The sequence below is a fragment of the uncultured Helcococcus sp. genome (assembly GCF_946998255.1).
Lineage (GTDB): Bacteria > Bacillota > Clostridia > Tissierellales > Peptoniphilaceae > Helcococcus.
The window spans coordinates 1-4,231 of record NZ_CAMPYN010000078.1; the positions used below are offsets into that span (position 1 = coordinate 1).

Annotated in this window: 5 protein-coding genes; 4 read left to right on the forward strand and 1 reads right to left on the reverse strand. The window is 30.0% G+C overall.

The annotated features are described in order from the left end of the window. Positions 1-57: 57 nt before the first annotated feature. The gene (locus tag Q0U66_RS05520; protein WP_297378458.1) at positions 58-759 is read right to left on the reverse strand and encodes a GntR family transcriptional regulator; all 702 of its coding nucleotides are present in this window, start codon (positions 757-759) and stop codon (positions 58-60) included. Positions 760-841: 82 nt separating this feature from the next. On the opposite strand from Q0U66_RS05520, the gene Q0U66_RS05525 reads away from it, so the two are divergent. From Q0U66_RS05525 to Q0U66_RS05540, 4 genes are all read left to right on the forward strand, one after another. Further along, positions 842-2,227 (forward strand): HD domain-containing protein, encoded by a 1,386-nt coding sequence (locus Q0U66_RS05525; protein WP_297378462.1) that lies wholly within the window; start codon positions 842-844, stop codon positions 2,225-2,227. Further along, positions 2,224-3,102, forward strand: a complete 879-nt coding sequence (locus tag Q0U66_RS05530) for a neutral zinc metallopeptidase (protein ID WP_297378465.1) — start codon at positions 2,224-2,226, stop codon at positions 3,100-3,102. The genes Q0U66_RS05525 and Q0U66_RS05530 overlap by 4 nt, the downstream gene beginning before the upstream one ends. Beyond that, the gene (locus Q0U66_RS05535; RefSeq protein WP_366938267.1) at positions 3,098-3,466 is read left to right on the forward strand and encodes a replication initiation protein; all 369 of its coding nucleotides are present in this window, start codon (positions 3,098-3,100) and stop codon (positions 3,464-3,466) included. Before Q0U66_RS05530 ends, Q0U66_RS05535 begins: the two co-directional genes overlap by 5 nt. 197 nt (positions 3,467-3,663) lie before the next feature. Further along, a complete protein-coding gene (locus tag Q0U66_RS05540) occupies positions 3,664-3,981 on the forward strand; it encodes a hypothetical protein (RefSeq protein ID WP_297378470.1) in 318 nt (105 codons plus the stop codon). Positions 3,982-4,231: the final 250 nt, after the last annotated feature.

The following is a 4,231-nucleotide window of genomic DNA, read 5'->3' on the forward strand; positions in this document are numbered from 1 at the left end:
TAAGAAAAAAGGTGATGTGCAGACTAAATTTAACTAATCTGCAACACCACCTTTTGTTTAATTTGGATAATATATAGTTTCGTAATTGAATATATCAGCTCTTGCATAGCTAACAGTAAATTCAATTATTTTATATTTTTTATCATAAGAAGTTCTTTTAATTTTCAAAACTGGGGTATCAGGCTTTATGCCTAGTTTTTCAGCTTGGTCTTTGTTTACCTTATCTACGGAGAAATCTTCTCTTACCTTATAGACTTTTAGATTATAATAATTTTCAAAAATGTTATATAAAGGGTAGGTATTTAGTAGGTCTCTTGTTAGCTCTTCAAATCCTTCATATGGGACATAGGTTGTTTCTAAAAGCATCTTTTCATCATCAGCTAGTCTTAATCTAGTGAAGGATATAAATTTTTCCTCATTTTCTAAACCAAGATTTTTGTTAATATAAGATGGTTTGTTAGTTATATTAAAATCCAGGATAATAGTTTTAGGAGTTTTTCCCAAGGATCTAGTCTGATCTGTGAAAGAATAATAATTTGACAAGTTTTGTCTTTTAGGAGGTCTAGACACAAAGGTTCCTTTACCTTGTAGTCTTTCAACATAGCCGGATTTTTCTAATTCAGCTATCGCAGACCTCACAGTAGTACGTGAGACATCATAGTCTAAGCAAAGTTGTCTTTCTGAAGGCAATTTTGCACCTACATCCATTTTTGTAACTTCTTTTTTTAATGCGTTTAATAATTCATGATATAAAGCCATAATCCACCTCTTTAGTATAATAATTATAGCATATTTGATTATTAGAAGACACTTATATTCATAAATTTGTTATAATAAGTTTATGGAAATAAGTAATTTAGATATGGCAAAATTATTGGCAGAAAAAGTTAATACTAAATCTGGTAGAGCATATTTTGTAGGTGGTTATGTAAGAGATAAATTTTTGCAAGATAATAAGTATGATAGTAATGCAGATATTGATATAGAAGTTCATTGCATTGAAGAATCTGATCTTGTTGATATTTTAGAAAGTATAGGACCATATAGTAAAATAGGTAGGTTTTTTCCTGTTTATAAATTTTTGGGATACAATATAGATATAGCCCTACCTAGAAGCGAGAAGAAAACAGGAGATAAGCACCAAGATTTCTCAGTGAATATCGATCCTTATATGGGGACATATAAGGCATGTGAAAGAAGAGACTTTACTATAAATGCTATAATGGAAGATATCTTAACTGGAGAATTTATAGATCCTTTTAATGGAATTTCCGATATTAAAAATAAAATTATAAGACATATAAATACTGATAAATTTGGCGAAGATCCATTAAGAGTTTTGAGGGCTGCCATGTTTGCTGCTAGATTTTCTTTTGATATAGATATTGAAACTATAAATTTATCAAAGGAAATAGACCTATCAAATTTATCCAAAGAGAGAGTTTTTGTCGAATTAGAAAAGGCCTTACTTATGTCAAAAAGACCTTCAATCTTTTTTGAAAGATTAGGAGAAATGAATCATGTAAATTATTGGTTTCCTGAGATTGAAAAACTTAAAGGTGTAGAGCAAAGTGAAGAACATCACCTAGAAGGGGATGTCTATAGACATACTATGATGGTTTTAGATGAAGCTGCAAATCTGAAAGAAAAAAGTGACTTTCCATTATCTTTTTTATTGGCTAGCCTTTGTCATGATTTTGGCAAAATAGTGGCAACTGAAACAATAAATAGAAAAGTTCATGCTTATAAGCATGAGATAAAGGGTTTACCACTTGTTAAGGATTTTGTAAAAAGACTTACAACAAATAAAAAGATTTTAAAATATGTGCTTAATATGACAGAATTACATATGAAACCTAATATAATGGCTAAGGATAAATCAAAAATAAAAAGTACAAACAAAATGTTCTATGAATCTATAAGTCCAAATGACTTGATATTATTAGCTATAGCTGATAACAAGGCAAGTTTATCTATCTATGAAAAAGAAGACCCATCAAATTTTCTTTATGAAAGATATGAAATCTTTAAAACATATATGGAAAAAGACTATGTCAAAGGTAAGGATTTAATTAATTTAGGTATAAAGGAAGGTCAAGTATTTAATGAATTATTAAGCCTATCTTTAAAACATAGGTTAGCAGGAATTGAAAAAAAAGAATCATTAAAACAAATTTTAGGGTATTATAAAAGTATAAGTAAAAAATATGAGGAGAAAAACTTATGAAATGGAAGGGTAGGAGAGAATCCGACAACGTAAGAAAATCATCTGGTGGACAAGGAGGACCAGTCGGCTTAGGTGGTCTTGTAGGTGGTTTAGGAGGAACAGGTATTGTAATTTTGCTAGCTGTTTCTTTATTATTCAATATTAATCCTTTACAGCTTATAGGAACTGGAATAGGAGTGGACCAGGGTAGAAGCTCACAAAATGTAGAAGAGTATGTACCTAGATCAGAAGAAGAGGCTGAAATAGAAAAGTTTTTATCTGTAGTTTTGGCGGATACCGAAGATGTATGGGGTGAAATATTTGCAGAACATGGTTCTAAATATGTAGAGCCTACTTTAGTATTATACCAAAACCAAGTTAAGTCAGGATGTGGTCTTGCTTCTAATAGAATGGGTCCATTTTATTGTAGTGCTGACCAATCGATTTATATAGATGTTGAATTTGCTAAACAATTAAGAACTACCTTTGGTGCTAAAGGAGATTTTCCTTTCGCCTATGTTTTAGCCCATGAAGTTGGACACCATGTTCAATTACAAACTGGAATCTTGAATAAGGTTCATAGTTTAAGGGGCAGAGTGAGTGACAAAGAATTTAATAGGCAAATGGTAAACCTAGAATTACAGGCTGACTATTATGCAGGAGTATTTGCGCACTATGTAGGATCAAAAGGATACTTGGATCCAGGTGATGTTGAGGAAGGTTTAGCAGCAGCATCAGGAGTAGGTGATGATAGGATACAAGAGATGTCAGGTAGAAGAGCCAATCCTGATACTTTTCAACATGGTACTTCTAAACAAAGAAGTGAATGGTTCATGAGGGGTTACAAGTATGGTGATTTGGAACATGGTAATACTTTTGAGCTTGTAAATAATTAAAAAAAAACAAGATGCTGATGAATTAAAAGCCTTGACTGGTACAGAAACAAGAAATTCTTACTGGTTTAATATGCTTGATAACTTCTCAGAGAAAGCTATTCAATTGCGTTATAGGGAGCAAACAAAAACAGAAAAAGCAATTTATAACCTATTTGGGTCTTTCAAATTTAATCTTGAAGATAGGACTTTGAGGGTTTCAGTTACTAATGATTTTGAATATATAGTTAATAAGCTTACGGCTAATTTTACAGTTTACGAACTGGCAGAGTTTACCAGTTTAAGGTCAACTTATGCTAAAGCTATGTATAGAATACTAATATTTTATACCCTTGAAAACCTTATCTTAAACTTTTTAAATTACTAAAAATTGATTAAACAAACTTGAAAGGAATATATTTAACTAGGAATAAATTAAAAATGTTGTAGATTCAAGAAACTCTCTGATTCAGACGAAAATCTTGAAGGACAAATGAGTGCTGATGATTATTAGTTTGCAACTTTGTTTTTTGCTTTCTTGAGAACGGTATGCTAGTATGGGGAAAATATATTTGTGAGGTATTTATGAATTTTGATTTTTATATAAGCTTATCAATGATTTTAAGTGCTGTATTTGGATTTATATCTATAGTGCTCAGCTTTCTAACATTGATAAAAAATAAAGATATTTTCAAAAAATTATTTTGTAGTTTTTTATCCTTAGGAATTATGTTGCTAGTTCAATTAACTTATAATTATATTGAGCTATTCTATGGGAATGTAGACTCTATGATAGACAATATACCATTTTTATTGAAAGTTAATTACTTGGTATTCATTCTAGTATTGATAATTAGTATAATTTCAGTCTTTTTAAATGTTAGAAATAAAAAGAATATATAGCTTAATTTCAGCCTAAAACACAGAAATAATTTTATACTATAGTTGGAACAAAAAATATGAAATATCTTGAAACTGTAAGTTACAGACGTTTTTTGTTTTTAATTTTTTGTGGTATAATACAAATAGCTAAACAATGTTAGTAAGTCCATAAGGACACAAAAAGGTGGTGTTACAGATTAGTTAAATCTAGTCTGAACATCACCTTTTTTCTTAAATATTTGAATTTAGACATTACAGTCTAGTCTAAAAT

Bases quoted from the DNA above. Each gene is read 5' to 3' on its own strand.
- Q0U66_RS05520 (WP_297378458.1), bottom strand. From the start codon at position 759: ATGGCTTTATATCATGAATTATTAAACGCATTAAAAAAAGAAGTTACA.
- Q0U66_RS05525 (WP_297378462.1), top strand. From the start codon at position 842: ATGGAAATAAGTAATTTAGATATGGCAAAATTATTGGCAGAAAAAGTT.
- Q0U66_RS05530 (WP_297378465.1), top strand. From the start codon at position 2,224: ATGAAATGGAAGGGTAGGAGAGAATCCGACAACGTAAGAAAATCATCT.
- Q0U66_RS05540 (WP_297378470.1), top strand. From the start codon at position 3,664: ATGAATTTTGATTTTTATATAAGCTTATCAATGATTTTAAGTGCTGTA.